This is a genomic window from Kineococcus indalonis (assembly GCF_009906395.1).
Taxonomy (GTDB): domain Bacteria; phylum Actinomycetota; class Actinomycetes; order Actinomycetales; family Kineococcaceae; genus Kineococcus; species Kineococcus indalonis.
This window is the reverse complement of the sequence record NZ_JAAALM010000976.1, coordinates 1-595: the sequence shown is the minus strand read 5'-3', so window position 1 is coordinate 595 and position 595 is coordinate 1. Positions and strand designations below refer to the sequence as shown.

Genomic DNA, 595 nt, shown 5'->3' with positions numbered 1-595 from the left:
GGGTGTCGCGGGAGCGGCGGACGGGTGGCGGGACGGTGACGGTGGTCACCGCCGCTTCCCACGGACGGGGGTCATGTGGTTAGCCTGTCCTCACCGATCGACGACGGAGGCGGCATGACGAACCCACGGGGCGACGGGCTGCGGTCGGTGGCCGAGCAGTCCGAGGAGGAGCGCGGCGGCCCGGGCAGCATCCTGTCCCGCCAGAGCCGCGACCACGCCGACCTCGACGCGCTCATGCGCGCCCACGACGCCGAGACGGACCCCGACGCCCGCGGTCGCGTCCTCGCCGAGCTCGCCGAGCGCGCCCTGCGGCACGCCTTCGCCGAGGAGACCGTGCTCTTCCCGGCCTACCGCACGCACCTGCCCGAGCACGGCGAGGAGCTCACCCGGCACATCGAGGGCGACCACCAGCAGGTCAACGAGCTGCTGGAGCAGCTCCAGGACGCCGACCCGCGCTCGGCGGGCTACGACGAGCTCGTGCACCGCGCCTTCGAGGTGATCCGCCACGACGCCCACGACGAGGAGGACGACCTGCTGCCGCGGCTGCAGCGCGCGGCCTCCGCGGAGGAGCTGCGCGCGATCGGCGCCGCCTGGG

The 595-nt window shown here is 75.0% G+C and carries 1 protein-coding gene; it reads left to right on the top strand.

Features of this window, described 5'->3' with window-relative positions; translation table 11 throughout:
* Positions 1 to 114: 114 nt before the first annotated feature.
* The coding region (locus GTR00_RS22280; protein WP_166613647.1) for a hemerythrin domain-containing protein at positions 115 to 595 on the top strand (481 nt) is incomplete at its 3' end.